We start from the raw sequence: 12,505 nt of genomic DNA, 5'->3' as shown, positions 1-12,505 counted from the left end.
TCCAATACCAATCTAGCTTGACCTCCATTATAACAGAAATCAACCCCAGGCATCATGGCTTCACGGGAATATTCCACAAGGGTCTGATATCCCTACTTTCATCCCAGGTTCTCCCTGCCTCCATATGCGATAACGCCAGCTCGATCTCGCGTGCGTAATCCGCATATTCGGGCAGTGCGGTCAGGTCCCGATGCCAGCCTGCAATACACTCCTTGAGCACTGGTTTATCGCCTTCATAATACGCTCTGTGATACCGCTCGGAATTCAGGGGTCTCGCCGGCAGTCGGTCACTATAGCGGGCTATCAAGTAGGCAAGATAGAGTGACACCTTCGCCACGAGGGGCGACACCAGAAAGCTGGGAAGTGTCCGATATTCAAAACCTCCATACGCCTGCCGCCGGAAATCACCAAGATAACCATAACGGGGTCTGCGAGACCGCCCTTTGGGGTCTTCCAACAATACCATTGGCAAAGCCAGGTAATTATCCAGGGCTTGAAGAAGAGGCACGGATAACCGTACGCCGCTGAAATGAATATGACCACCTAACGGAAAATCTACGTAAGGCAGAGCACCAGCTCTCCAGCTTAAGGAATGATCCTGAATCTGGCTGTGAGCTTCATGCAAAGCTTTTTGCATTTCAAGCAGCAGCGCCTTCGGGTTCGGCTTGGGTGAGGGCCTTAGCTCGGCGATCGGATAAATAACCTCACCGTGGAATCGAACGGCATCACTGCCGGCGACTCCGCCGCGTTCCATAAAATCCGATGCATGTACAATTTCCCCATTATCCTTCATTAGCACGAACTCTGGGTCCATTCCCATGGTTAATGATATAGCGGAGGTAGAATCTTGTGCCTCATTATTCGCCCTGTCCCCTTCGGTCCCCTGCCCTTTTGCACTCATAACGGTTTTGTTATTGCCAGCGATCATACGAACTCCCTCTACCAGATATCTGCGACCAGAACGAGCCGCGATGAGAACCTGGCCTTCATCCACACCCAGCGTATACAGGGATCGCACCGCTGCTTTCTCCAGTCTTCGGAGCAGGCCATCTTCATACCTTCCATTCTCGGGATCAGGTTGATATCCCGCTTCGCTGCCCCCCAGCAGACCACGGCTGATCCACGTTGCCGCCAGCTCCTTCACATGGACGGTGTAACGGGCCGTGTAATTTTTGTCTTCATCTGAACCCAGGCTCATGCGGCATGGGATGCCCGACCTGATTAATCGTGACTGCACCAGGAGTCGATCCGTCCCCATCGCTGCATACTCGTTTGCAGCCTTTGCTTTTACCGTAAATCCGCCCATATTCCCGCCCCCTGCGAAAAAAAATAAAAAAGAGGGCATCCGCCCTCCGCAAAGCTGCCCCCGCTGCATATGCTAAGATTATAATCATTCCTACAGGAGGGTTAACTTACAGCTCATCCTCCAGACCTTCGTAATCAAGGTCTTCGTAATCATCGACTTCGTCTCCAAGGGCGTATTCGAATTCCTTGTCTTCGTAGTCGCCGTGATGGTCCGTGCATACTTTAACGACCACCTTGGTCTCGGCAACCAGCTCCACCGCATACTCTCTTTCTACCCGTAGAATAACACTTTTGCCGTTCGAGGATACGCTGGCCTCCACGCAGCTCGGCTCCTGTGTCGCTTCAGCCGACACTTCCACCGTGGATGCACGATGCTTCGGATCCAGATAGGAAAGAGGCACGCGTTCTACATAGGATACCGTTTCTTTCGCCACATCGGTCTGCGAATTTTTGTCATAGGAATACCAGATGTTTACATCGTAAGTACCAATAACTTCAATTCCGTCTCCGGCGGCAACCGCCTCGTATTGATGGTTTATAATCCAGGCCCCCAGGATACTGGTCGGATTATTAGGCGGAGTCACGGTATGTGTTACGGTAGAGAATTTACGACCCTTGCCGCAGATCGCCTTCGTGATGATTTCTCTACATTGGTGTTTATGACTCAATGACATCTTCGAACCTCCTCCATACAATCATTCCATACATGTGTATGCAAGACATGGGCGAATGTTGAATGAAGTGGTCCAAATAAATTCATATGATGCCAAAAAATATGAGTTTTATTTCTGCCGATCCCTCAGGGATACGGCCGAATCCGCGCTCTTCCGGGCTTTTTTCGCTGTGGGCGCCTTGTATTTCTTCGAAATATTCAAGTAGTATTCCAGCTCTCGGCATAACTGCAAGATCGCAGCCCGAACCTCAAATTCCTCACGTGTGGTCGGGAGCTCCATCTCCTTAAACCGTTCCTCCAACTCAATCAGAAGACCCTCGGACTTTCCCGTATATTCCTCTGCAACCACATCGTGGCTTAGCTGCTCGAATATTTCGGCAGTCAATACGCCAGTTGGTAGCCGCTCATACACCTGGGATATTTGGTGGATCATGCTCTGAATATTCTCCATCTGCTCTTTTCGCATATAAAAATATATGTTCCAGGCGCCATCCGGATGAATCATCTGGTTCTCTGAAGCACGCTTCGCTTCTTCTATTCCCTTTTCGATCTCCCGGTTGGCCTCGATCAGTTCTTTGCCATCCCATATATGCTCCGGGTCTCTAAGCGTATGTGAGAAGTGACTGAAAATGACAGAGAACAGCCCGTCCACCTTCCGGCGGATGTCCATCATCGCCCCTTCGCTGTTTGGCATATAGACCAAATTCACAAGCATGGCCGAACCCAGGCCGATGATCAGCAATTCGAATTGAGTAATCAGAACACCCACGCCAAGTGCCTCGCCCTGGAATACACGGAATACCACGACCGAGCTTGTAACGATGCCTTCTTTGAAGTTAGCTCTCGAGATGAGCGGGAACGCAAGCAAGATATACAATGCCAATACCCAATAATGAAAGCCGAGAAAATAAAACAGAATACATGCCAGCAGCAGACCCAATAAAGAAGCAAAGAGTCTTGAGGATATGGAGCGCACACTCCGCTTTCGCGTAACGTCAACACCCAGGATAGCAAGAAGACCGGCGGACGTTGCCCCCGGTATATTCAATGCGTCTGTAATTAATATGGCAAGCAGACTTGCCGCAGCCGTTTTGATGACACGAAATCCCATGTGATGAAGAGCCTCCAGGCAGGTTGATGAACGATATAGTTGAATAATGATTCATTGCATATATAAGGTAACTTCATCCTAGCTTATTTTTACGCCATAAACAACTGTACTTGACTGTATTAGCAGGCCCCTTTAACGGTGGGTTAACAACTTCCTCTCTATATACACCACGATCTGATACATAGCGGTAGCTACGACTGCGATAATGAGCAGACTTGATAATACTAGTGTAAAGTTGAACACCTGAAATCCATACATAATCAGATACCCGAGCCCCGACTTAGCGACAAGGAATTCGCCGACGATGACACCAACCCATGCCATGCCCACATTGACTTTGAGCGTAGAGACAATCGCCGGATAAGATGCCGGGAGTACAACCCTTTGGAATACCTGCCGCTTGCTCCCGCCGAAGGTCCGGACCACCTTGATCAGATTGGAATCCACTTCATTAAAGCTGTTGTAGACGACAAGGGTAGTCACGATCACCGTAATGGATAATGTGGTAACGACAATAGCGGTAAAGCCAGCTCCGAACATCACGATAAATATCGGACCCAGCGCCACTTTTGGCATGCTGTTAAATACGACCATGTACGGGTCCAGCACCTTGTTGAGAAACGGTGACCACCAGATGAGTACGGCCAGAAGCGTGCCTACCAGTGTGCCGAGCAGAAAGCCGACAACCGTCTCGCCAACTGTGATTCCCAAATGTCCCCATAACTCGCCCCTCACCGCCTGCTTCCCGATGTTGGCGAAGATTTTGGAGGGGTAGCTGAACAGCAGCACGTCGATCCATTTGAACCTGCCTGCCGCTTCCCACCATACAAAGAACAGCAGCAGCAGGCTTAGCTGAACGGTCAGCACTCGGCTTCGGCTCCGCCTTTTCAATTTCATATGCTCAACATAAAGATCCTGCAGCCAGCCCTTAGACGGAACCGCGGAAGGCTCTTCTCGTGACGTCATAGACTCCCCTCCTTCCCAATCGCTTGCATTTCCTCCCATATCTCATGAAATAATTCATTGAAACCCGGCTCCTTGCGGGCATAAAAAGGCTGTGTTGCCCGAATGTTCCCGGGGATATCGAACAAGCGATGAACTCGACCGGGATTACGGTTAAGCAAAATGACCCGATCGCTCATTGCAATCGCCTCGGATAAATCATGTGTCACCAAAATGGCGGTTTTTCCACGTTCCTTTAATGTCTCAACGATCAGATCCTCCAGCTGCAGCTTCGTCTGATAATCCAACGCAGAGAATGGTTCATCCAACAGCAGAAGCCCCGGGTCTGTGGCCAAGGTCCTTACAAGCGCGACCCGCTGCCGCATTCCGCCTGACAACTGCGAGGGATATAGGCTACCGCTTTCTCCAAGCCCCATTTCCTTGAGCAGGTTCTCTACAATGCTGCGACTTTCCGGATTCAATCTCTCCGTCAGTTCCAAACCGATTAAGGCATTATCCATTATGGTCCGCCATGGAAACAGATAGTCCTGCTGCAGCATGTAGCCCACCTCGGAAGACGGCCCGTTTACCGGTTTGCCGTTTAGAGAGGCAGTTCCTTTGGAGGGTGCCAGCAGGCCGGCTATGATTGATAAGATGGTCGTCTTTCCGCACCCGCTAGGGCCTACCAGGCTGATGAATTCTCCCGGGTCCACCTTCAATTGTATTCCTTCCACGGCCAGAGAGGCTTCCCGATCAGTGACGTACACATGGGCAATATCATTTAATTCAACTACCGGTACCATGGTGCTCTCTCCTTTCATTCGATGGATCGGGAGCACGCGATTATTTTGCTTGCTTCGCTTTCTCTGCAAAGCTGTTGTTAACGATCGTGCCTGGCGCCACCCGTTCCTTTAATTCTCCGGCTTGCTCCATCACGTCCAGCAAATTGTTCCACTCCGCTTCATCCACGATCGGATCCGTTGCATAGCTGCCTTGCTCCTTGTAGCGTTTGACAGAGGAGACAACGATATCCCGGTCGCTGTCTTTAAAATACGGCATGATCGCATCGGCGATATCCTCCGGGCTGCTTGACTCCACCCATTGTTGTGCCTTGTAGAGTGCATTCGTAAACTTCTGCACGGTTGCATCATTTTTGTCGATATAACTCTGCTTCGTCATGAAGACGGTGTACGGCAGATGTCCGCTTTCCACACCAAAGGAAGCAACGACCTTACCCCGTCCTTCTTTTTCAAAAATCGAGGCTTGAGGCTCAAACAACTGCACGAATTCACCCGTGCCGGAAGCATAAGCGGAAGCGATATTGGCAAAATCGATGTTCTGTATCAGTTCCAAGTCCGCCTGCGGGTCGATCCCATTTTTCTTCAATGTAAACTCGCCTGCCATCTGCGGCATGCCGCCCTTACGCTGTCCGAGAAACACTTTACCCTTCAGCTGATTCCAGTCGAAAGCACCTGCCCCATCCCTGGCCATCAGGAAGGTGCCGTCCGTTTGCGTCACCTGCCCGAAGTTTATAACCGGATCCTCCGAGCCCTGCTGGTACACATAAATCGATGTCTCCGATCCAACAAGTGCCACATCGATAGCTCCCGAAAGCAGAGCGGTCATCGTTTTATCCCCGCCAGGCGTCGTCTGCAGCTCTACATTCAGACCCTCTTCCTTGAAAAAACCCTTCTCCAATGCGACGTACTGCGGCGCATAAAAGATCGAACGCGTCACTTCGCCTATCCGTACCTTCGTAGAAGAGCCGCCGCCACTGCACCCGGTAAGCACTGCCCCGTACACGAGGAGCATCGACAAACCCAGCCCCCACCATTTTTGACGTTTCATCCGTATCCCTCCATTCCATTAACCCCATGTTCCCTTCCAGCATATGCACACGCCCGCCCTAAGGTTAAACGCCTGACAGTGCCTAATTTCGAAGTATTGATGCGGTGCCTGAAAGGGACATTAGATGGAAGTGTACAGGTTGAGACAAGGCTAATGACACAAAAAAAGACACAGCCGTTAAGGCTGCGTCTTCACTGTTAAGTAATGGTTAGGTAATTACAGTTTGTAAATCTCTTTATATTTCTCTTCCAGATAATCCGCCAAATAGTCAGGATTCAGTTCTTCCCCGGTGACACGTTCGATGATCTCAGCCGGCTTCTCGCTTTTTCCGTATTTGTACACCTGTTCCGTCAACCATTCCTTGATCGGAGCCAGGTTCCCCTCTTCAATGAGCTGATCAAAGTTAGGCAGCTGTTTGCGCAGCGTATGGAGCATCTGGGCCGCATACATGTTGCCGAGGGAATACGAAGCGAAATATCCGAAATCGCCGCCTGACCAGTGAACGTCCTGCAGAACGCCCATCCCGTCATTAGGCGGCATAATGCCAAGGTATTCTTGATACTTGGCATTCCACGTTTCCGGCAGATCCTTTACGGCCAATCCTTCATTAAAGAGCATCTTCTCAATTTCATATCGAATGATGATATGTAGGTTGTAAGTCAACTCATCGGCTTCAATGCGAATCAGAGAATTTTCCACCTTATTCGCTGCTTGGTAGAACGTCTCAGCATCCACGTCCTTCAATTGGTCAGGGAAATGCCGCTGCAAATCCGTGAAATAACGGCGCCAGAACGGACGGCTGCGACCGATCATGTTCTCCCATAGACGGGATTGGGACTCATGGATTCCCATTGAAGTACCGCCAGAGAGTGGTGTGCCGGCAAGTTCTTTATCAATGTTCTGCTCATACAGGGCATGGCCCCCCTCATGCAAAGAACTGAATACCGCGCTCAGCACATCATCCTGGAGGTACATGGTTGTAATCCGAACATCTCCCGGATTCAGGCCCGTTGCAAATGGATGAACACTCTCATCCAAACGCCCTGCCTCAAAATCGTAGCCCAGTTGCTCCAACAGGAACAGACTGAATTTCTCCTGCTGTTCTTTTGGGAACAGTTGATCAAGGAATCCCGCTTCCGGCTTGACGGACGACTCCTGGATTGCATGAACAAGCGGTACCAGGCGCGCTTTCAGGCGTTCGAAGATGGCATCCACCTTTTTCACGGTTAAATCAGGCTCATACATATCAAGGAGGGTGTCGTACCGGGTATCCTTCACGCCCCAATAATCAATGAATTCTTGTTTAAATGCTACAATTTTCGTTAAGTAAGGCTCGAAACTTTCAAAATCGCTATTCTTCTTCGCCTCTTCCCATTTGGTCTCCGATTGGGCGGCGAGAATGGAATACTCCTGGAAGCGTTCGGGCGGAATGGACTTGCTCTGATCATATGTCTTGCGCATCTCTGCGATCATACGGCGCTGACGCTCGGTCAGCTGCTCGGTATTTCCCGACTCGGCGAAAAAGGACAACAGTCGGCCCATTTCGTCCGAAATCTGCAGTTTAAATGCTTCTGTGGATAGAACTCCGATCGTTTCGGAACGGATTTCCGCGCCTTTACGGGGAGCTCCTGTCCGCAAATCCCAATGCAGCAGGCCAATCGCTTCATAGTAGCTCATAATTTTGCGAACCAATCGATCAAATTGTTCCCATTCCTGTAAATGTTGAACTGCCATATTGGTACACCTTCTTTTTCTAATATATTATGAGATTTTCTTTACTCTATTGATGATACTTTTTACAAGGTATATAATCAACTTCCAGAAAGAATAAATAACAAACTACATATAAAGGAGTGTCAGGATGCCGTGAAGATTCAACTCACAAAGCAAGCAGAGCTGAAGCTGAAAAACAAACTCGGTGACCGGCCGGGTTCCATCAGGCTGATCTATGACACGGAGGGATGCGGATGTGCCGTTAACGGAGTCCCAGGCCTGCGTATTGTAGATGAGCCGACGACCGAGGATCTCGCCGTCGAAACGGGTAGCTCTGTCCCGTTTATTGTAAACCGCCGGCAAGCTGTTTTTTTCGAGGACACCATGAGGCTCGATGCTGATCCAGAAGCCTATTCTTTCAGCCTTGACAGCAGTGGACAGAGTTATGGAAATCATATTCAAATAAGTGATGACCGAGCTTAAGCAAGGCCAAACAACCGATACAAAGGAGAGAAAATCAATGGAAAAACATCTAAATAGTATTTTGGAGCACAACCGTACTTTTGTGGAGAACAAAGAATATGAATCATACCTGACTAGTGCCTTCCCGGAGAAAAAACTTGTCATCATCACGTGTATGGACACACGCTTGGTGGAACTGCTACCTAAAGCAATGAATTTCAAGAACGGCGATGTCAAAATCATTAAAAACGCAGGTGCTATAATTTCCCAGCCTTTCGGAAGTGTTATGCGTAGTGTCATGGTTGCACTGTACGAACTCCAGGCTGAAGAAGTTATCGTTGTAGGTCACTACGAATGCGGCATGGCTTCCCTCAATGCCGAGGTAATGATCCAGCATATGAGAGACCGCGGCATCTCGGATGAAGTTCTGTCCACGCTGGAAAACTCCGGCATCCGCTTGTCCAAATGGCTCCGCGGATTCGATAACATTACGGATGGCGTCAAAAACACAGTTGACCTGATCAAGAACCATCCTCTTCTTCCTCCGAACGTACCCGTTCACGGCATGGTCATCGACCCGACCACCGGGGCGCTTGATCTGGTTGTAGAAGGATACGAGAACGAATAAATCGGCCGAAGTCAAATCGAAGCACAAACGCTCCTGCGTTTGTGCTTTTTTAGTCACAATTTTACCAAAAGCAGAGAGATTCCCCTCTCTCCCGGTTGTCAAACCATACAGTTTCAGTGTACACTTTTTAACAAACGGACCAGTGGGCGGATTTACTCCCCTGCAGTCCACGATATGCGTTTCAAAGGGAGCTATGTCCATGAATACGTTGTCATACGGCTTGTTAGGATTACTAGCAAGAAAAGAATCATCGGGATATGATTTGATGCTTCGAATTCAGCCATTTTGGCAGGCCAAACATAGTCAAATCTATCCTCTGCTGTCCAGCATGGAAGAGAAACATCTGTTGTCCTCGCACTGGGTCCAGCAAAGCGACAAACCGGATAAGAAGATTTATGCGATTACGGAAAAAGGCATGCAAAAGCTGCGTGAATGGATGTACCAGCCGATCGCGCCCGCAGTTACGAAGGATGAGCTTTCTCTGCGCACCTTTTGCCTGTGGCTGACAGAGACCGGCATTGCCATTGATATTTTCGAGGATCGCAGAATTGGTTATTTGGAGAAACAACGCTATTATGAACAAATTTTAGAGGGGATCCCGGAGGATACCCGCCAGATTGGAAGCAAGGCTTTTAGCAATTATATACTCGCTACCAAGGGGTTATTGATGGCTGAAACCGAGCTGAAATGGTGCGATTGGGTACTGGAATTGCTGAGACAACAGCAAAGCATAACAAACTCTGACCATGGACGAACAAAGTTTGAAACCTTATCGTGACCCGTCCGTATTACTTTTTATACTCTAAATTTACTGGGAGGTTCGACAGAACACAATGAAAAAAGTACTGACTATTCTCGTGGCGATTACACTCTTCTTTGTAGCGCTGACACCTGATTCCGTAGATGCCCGAAGAGGCGGCGGAGGTTTTAAATCCGGGACCAAGACATACAACAGCACACCGAAAAAGAATACCAACAATGTTCAACAATCGAACAATCGTTCCAATACGTCGGGAGCCGCAGGCAATACAGCTAAACGGGGATTCTTCAGCGGCGGCAGCTTGATGAAAGGTCTCATGATCGGCGGACTTGCCGGCTTGCTGTTCGGCAGCATGTTTGCAGGTATGGGCTTCATGGGTGAAATCATGGGCTTGCTCATTAACCTGATCGCCATCTGGGCATTGATTATGATCGTTATGGCCGTTGTACGTGCCGTTAGAAACCGTCGTCAACAAAACGAGCGTCGTGACGATCATCAAAATCGGTACTAATCTATGGTTTTAAGCATGGATGAAATCATCAATGCGGTCTGTCTTCATCAGGCAGAGCGCAGGGGAGTCAAACCGACCGATGTATCGCTTGAACTCAGCTGGGACGAAGAAACCGGATATACTGCAGAAGTATGGGTCAATGGAAGAACGCAATACTTGATTGAGGCTAACCTCATCGAAGCTATACTCCGCTACCTGCACTCCGAGTACGATATCCGTGCCTACAGCGAGCAGGTAAGACTTGAGCTGGAAGACGAAATTATCGCTATTGTCCAGCAATAACCTTATCACACAAGTAACAGCCCTTTCGCCAATACGCGAAAGGGCTGCTTTTTTATAATGGTTCACGCTAACTCGCATTTGATGGCAGCAGAATCTGTATTGCAGCTTACTGCTATTGCTTAATCCTCCTCCATTCCTTCAGGCTGTTCAGAATATGGCCCGCGGCAAATACGATGCTGATTATAAACAAGAGAATGGAATGCAAAACCACCGAGGCTGCCAAGGAATATATCACCGGACTGATCGCCAGCGGTACCGGAATGCCCAGAAACGGTTGAAATAACAGGCGGTATTCCCTTCTGCCCCAATAGTATCTACACCAGCATCCATAATAGAGCAGAAGCGATAGCATCATGATGATCAACGACATGAGCTCATACCCTTGCTCTACATGGACTACATAGAATATAGGGACAATCAAGGCCCCGATTCGCCCGATCCCTTCAGCTACCGAGAAGATCATACTGCTGCTGGGCTGACCGGACATGTTTCGGGGTGGATAAATGAAGAATAATAAATTAGGCAGCAGGATCATAAACGGTATGAACAGACTCTCCGGATGCAACAAAGCATATCCCCTCCTTTTATCATTTTGATTACTGGAAGTCATTTATGTATCTTCATCTTCCCTGCGGCAGAGGTTTTTTGCACCTGCACTTTATGTATACTGCTTCGAGGCTTGGCATTCACTAATGAGTCTTTTTCTGAAAATGTTCAACTCATGGTATAATCTAGTAATATGGCATCTTTATCTACCATATACGAAATAGATTCGAGAGGAGCACGATTCATGCAGCAACACAAACGCTGGGGCAGGATCAAGCGCTGGGTAGGTGCCGGTGCGCTAAGTTTGACCATTCTGCTGGGCCAAATCCCGCAACTTTATGCCGATACTCCAGGAGCCGTACCCGATATCAGCCCTTGGTCTGTGGCAACACTGAACGAAGGTGAGAAATACGGCATTTATCCGATGGATTGGTACTATGACGGGACCTTCAGACAATCCATTACAGAAGCCAAGTTCGAGTCCCTGTTGGATACGACAGAGAAAAAACTGGACCAGCTTGGTCTTAAGAAGAAGTCCGGTACCCCCTCCATACCCGCAGGAGAAGTCATTAACAGGGAAACAATCATTACTGCCTTATTTCAACTAATCTCCCATTATGAGCTACCTGAAGCTTTTGGAAACACGGAGATTGGAGCGGTTGAATACATGCAGCAAACAGGCATCGTAAAAGGAACGAAAGCGGGCCTTCAGCTGGATCAGCCTGCTACAGTGGAACAAGCAGTTGTAATGGCCAGCAGACTCGTCGAATATACATACGATAAGGCCGGTGGCGGAGCCGAAGGCCTGCTGTGGAAAGTGACTCATAACAACAACACCCTGTATTTGCTCGGCTCGGTTCATTTGGGCATTACCGATATGTACCCGATGCATAAAAGCATACGAGATGCGTTTGCAGCCTCAGACGATCTGTGGGTCGAGGTGGATATCGTAAACGGAGATATGACGTATTTCCAGGACCAAATGGTATACAGTGATGGCACCAAGCTGCAAGATCACATTCCGGCAGCCACTTACGATAAGCTCCAACGTCTGCTGAAAAAGCTTGAAATGCCAGCGAATACGTTCGACAGCTACAAACCATTTGGCATTTCGAATACCCTCACTACACTCGGATATTTTGAAGATCCGGCGGACAGCGGCTTAGCCATGGCGACCGGAGTTGACCGCCATTTCCTGCTCAGCGCCCTGTTGACAGGCAAACCGATCCATGAGCTTGAGAGCATCAAACTCCAAGCAGATCTGTTCGCTGACGTGCCAGTTGACACTCAAGCGAAGGAACTGGAGGAAATTCTGGACGTGCTCCTGTCAGAAACCGGAAGTAAGAACATCGCCAATAACCTGAAACAAATGCAGCAATATTGGATTGAAGGCGATGCGGAGGGCCTGAAGAAAACTCTTGCCGCTGAAGGTGCGTTTACGGAAGGTGACACAAACCAGCGTCTGATAGGAGAAAGAGACAAGAATATGGCAATCAAATTGGCGCAGTTGCTGGAGAAAGACGGAACCCACACTTCCTTCGTCGTTGTAGGTGCAGCGCATTATGTTATGGAGGGCATGGTAGTCGATTTATTAAAGGAAAAAGGCTATGATGTCCAGTTAGTAGAAAAATAAAATAATAGGCTTGTCCATCATCGCCTTGTTCCTTCATCATCTGGGAACAAGGCGATTTCTATATCATAAGCGAGTATCCCTGCAGCGGCTA

Annotated in this window: 14 protein-coding genes; 6 read left to right on the top strand and 8 right to left on the bottom strand. The window is 48.9% G+C overall.

Annotation, left to right across the window (positions count from 1 at the left end):
- Window positions 1-52: 52 nt before the first annotated feature.
- The 7 genes from ABEQ74_RS13700 to ABEQ74_RS13670 all read right to left on the bottom strand — a co-directional run bounded on the left by ABEQ74_RS13700 (window position 53) and on the right by ABEQ74_RS13670 (window position 7,613).
- Complete coding sequence (locus ABEQ74_RS13700) at window positions 53-1,306, bottom strand: putative amidoligase domain-containing protein (RefSeq protein WP_430122731.1); 1,254 nt, start codon at window positions 1,304-1,306, stop codon at window positions 53-55.
- 106 nt (window positions 1,307-1,412) lie between these two features.
- Window positions 1,413-1,979, bottom strand: coding sequence for an outer spore coat protein CotE (locus ABEQ74_RS13695; protein ID WP_430122730.1), 567 nt, complete (start codon window positions 1,977-1,979; stop codon window positions 1,413-1,415).
- Between the two features lie 108 nt (window positions 1,980-2,087).
- Window positions 2,088-3,089 carry an aromatic acid exporter family protein gene (locus ABEQ74_RS13690; protein ID WP_430122729.1) on the bottom strand — a complete coding sequence of 334 codons (1,002 nt, stop codon included), beginning with the start codon at window positions 3,087-3,089 and terminating at the stop codon, window positions 2,088-2,090.
- 132 nt (window positions 3,090-3,221) lie between these two features.
- Entirely contained in the window at window positions 3,222-4,055 is an 834-nt protein-coding gene (locus ABEQ74_RS13685; protein ID WP_430122728.1) for an ABC transporter permease, read from the bottom strand.
- Window positions 4,052-4,834: an ABC transporter ATP-binding protein gene (locus tag ABEQ74_RS13680; protein ID WP_430122727.1), complete on the bottom strand. Its 783-nt coding sequence runs from the start codon at window positions 4,832-4,834 to the stop codon at window positions 4,052-4,054. The genes ABEQ74_RS13685 and ABEQ74_RS13680 overlap by 4 nt, the downstream gene beginning before the upstream one ends.
- Before the next feature lie 40 nt (window positions 4,835-4,874).
- Entirely contained in the window at window positions 4,875-5,879 is a 1,005-nt protein-coding gene (locus tag ABEQ74_RS13675) for an ABC transporter substrate-binding protein (RefSeq protein ID WP_430122726.1), read from the bottom strand.
- A 216-nt stretch (window positions 5,880-6,095) separates the two neighbouring features.
- Entirely contained in the window at window positions 6,096-7,613 is a 1,518-nt protein-coding gene (locus ABEQ74_RS13670; protein WP_430122725.1) for a carboxypeptidase M32, read from the bottom strand.
- Between the two features lie 132 nt (window positions 7,614-7,745).
- Between ABEQ74_RS13670 and ABEQ74_RS13665 the strand changes: the two genes are divergently transcribed.
- From ABEQ74_RS13665 to ABEQ74_RS13645, 5 genes are all read left to right on the top strand, one after another.
- Window positions 7,746-8,075 (top strand): iron-sulfur cluster biosynthesis family protein, encoded by a 330-nt coding sequence (locus ABEQ74_RS13665; RefSeq protein ID WP_430122724.1) that lies wholly within the window; start codon window positions 7,746-7,748, stop codon window positions 8,073-8,075.
- A 37-nt stretch (window positions 8,076-8,112) separates the two neighbouring features.
- Entirely contained in the window at window positions 8,113-8,682 is a 570-nt protein-coding gene (locus tag ABEQ74_RS13660) for a beta-class carbonic anhydrase (protein WP_430122723.1), read from the top strand.
- A 199-nt stretch (window positions 8,683-8,881) separates the two neighbouring features.
- Entirely contained in the window at window positions 8,882-9,460 is a 579-nt protein-coding gene (locus tag ABEQ74_RS13655) for a PadR family transcriptional regulator (protein WP_430122722.1), read from the top strand.
- A gap of 55 nt (window positions 9,461-9,515) precedes the next feature.
- Window positions 9,516-9,953 (top strand): hypothetical protein, encoded by a 438-nt coding sequence (locus tag ABEQ74_RS13650; RefSeq protein WP_430122721.1) that lies wholly within the window; start codon window positions 9,516-9,518, stop codon window positions 9,951-9,953.
- A 3-nt stretch (window positions 9,954-9,956) separates the two neighbouring features.
- The gene (locus ABEQ74_RS13645; RefSeq protein ID WP_430122720.1) at window positions 9,957-10,235 is read left to right on the top strand and encodes a YxcD family protein; all 279 of its coding nucleotides are present in this window, start codon (window positions 9,957-9,959) and stop codon (window positions 10,233-10,235) included.
- Window positions 10,236-10,347: 112 nt separating this feature from the next.
- Here ABEQ74_RS13645 and ABEQ74_RS13640 read toward each other — a convergent pair whose 3' ends face one another.
- Window positions 10,348-10,803: a hypothetical protein gene (locus ABEQ74_RS13640; RefSeq protein ID WP_430122719.1), complete on the bottom strand. Its 456-nt coding sequence runs from the start codon at window positions 10,801-10,803 to the stop codon at window positions 10,348-10,350.
- Window positions 10,804-11,025: 222 nt separating this feature from the next.
- Here ABEQ74_RS13640 and ABEQ74_RS13635 point away from each other — a divergent pair, with 222 nt between their 5' ends.
- Window positions 11,026-12,414, top strand: a complete 1,389-nt coding sequence (locus tag ABEQ74_RS13635; protein WP_430122717.1) for a TraB/GumN family protein — start codon at window positions 11,026-11,028, stop codon at window positions 12,412-12,414.
- Window positions 12,415-12,505: the final 91 nt, after the last annotated feature.

The organism is Paenibacillus solani (assembly GCF_050475945.1).
Classification (GTDB): domain Bacteria; phylum Bacillota; class Bacilli; order Paenibacillales; family Paenibacillaceae; genus Paenibacillus_AQ; species Paenibacillus_AQ solani_A.
The sequence above is the reverse complement of the archived record's forward strand: the minus strand, read 5'-3'. Positions and strand labels throughout refer to the sequence as shown.

Coding starts and splice junctions, on each gene's coding strand:
- ABEQ74_RS13700 (WP_430122731.1), bottom strand. CDS start 1,306: ATGGGCGGATTTACGGTAAAAGCAAAGGCTGCAAACGAGTATGCAGCG.
- ABEQ74_RS13695 (WP_430122730.1), bottom strand. CDS start 1,979: ATGTCATTGAGTCATAAACACCAATGTAGAGAAATCATCACGAAGGCG.
- ABEQ74_RS13690 (WP_430122729.1), bottom strand. CDS start 3,089: ATGGGATTTCGTGTCATCAAAACGGCTGCGGCAAGTCTGCTTGCCATA.
- ABEQ74_RS13685 (WP_430122728.1), bottom strand. CDS start 4,055: ATGACGTCACGAGAAGAGCCTTCCGCGGTTCCGTCTAAGGGCTGGCTG.
- ABEQ74_RS13680 (WP_430122727.1), bottom strand. CDS start 4,834: ATGGTACCGGTAGTTGAATTAAATGATATTGCCCATGTGTACGTCACT.
- ABEQ74_RS13675 (WP_430122726.1), bottom strand. CDS start 5,879: ATGAAACGTCAAAAATGGTGGGGGCTGGGTTTGTCGATGCTCCTCGTG.
- ABEQ74_RS13670 (WP_430122725.1), bottom strand. CDS start 7,613: ATGGCAGTTCAACATTTACAGGAATGGGAACAATTTGATCGATTGGTT.
- ABEQ74_RS13660 (WP_430122723.1), top strand. CDS start 8,113: ATGGAAAAACATCTAAATAGTATTTTGGAGCACAACCGTACTTTTGTG.
- ABEQ74_RS13655 (WP_430122722.1), top strand. CDS start 8,882: ATGAATACGTTGTCATACGGCTTGTTAGGATTACTAGCAAGAAAAGAA.
- ABEQ74_RS13650 (WP_430122721.1), top strand. CDS start 9,516: ATGAAAAAAGTACTGACTATTCTCGTGGCGATTACACTCTTCTTTGTA.
- ABEQ74_RS13645 (WP_430122720.1), top strand. CDS start 9,957: ATGGTTTTAAGCATGGATGAAATCATCAATGCGGTCTGTCTTCATCAG.
- ABEQ74_RS13635 (WP_430122717.1), top strand. CDS start 11,026: ATGCAGCAACACAAACGCTGGGGCAGGATCAAGCGCTGGGTAGGTGCC.